The organism is Chromobacterium sp. LK1 (assembly GCF_001043555.1).
In the GTDB taxonomy this organism is placed as follows: Bacteria; Pseudomonadota; Gammaproteobacteria; order Burkholderiales; family Chromobacteriaceae; genus Chromobacterium; species Chromobacterium aquaticum.
Window position 1 is genome coordinate 1 of the sequence record NZ_LDUI01000080.1, and the last position, 256, is coordinate 256.

Genomic DNA, 256 nt, shown 5'->3' on the forward strand with positions numbered 1-256 from the left:
TCTGTTCAATCTGGGCGATGGCCAGGATGTCATCATCGACAAGGCGGATGCGGATATTGCGCGTGAGGAGTACCGCGATGAACTGCGCTTCGGCGCCGACATCAAGGAAAGCGACATCCAGGTGCTGCGCAGCGGCAACGACATGGTGTTCCGCCACGTCAATGGCCAGGACAGCGTGACGGTGAAGGATTGGTTCGCCGATCGAGTGTATTGGATCGAGCAGATCACCTTCGCTAGCGGCGTGAAGTGGACGGCG

At 59.0% G+C, this 256-nt stretch carries 1 protein-coding gene; it reads left to right on the forward strand.

Annotated elements, in window-relative coordinates:
- The coding region (locus tag VI26_RS22880; RefSeq protein WP_048412058.1) for a calcium-binding protein at positions 1–256 on the forward strand (256 nt) is incomplete at both ends.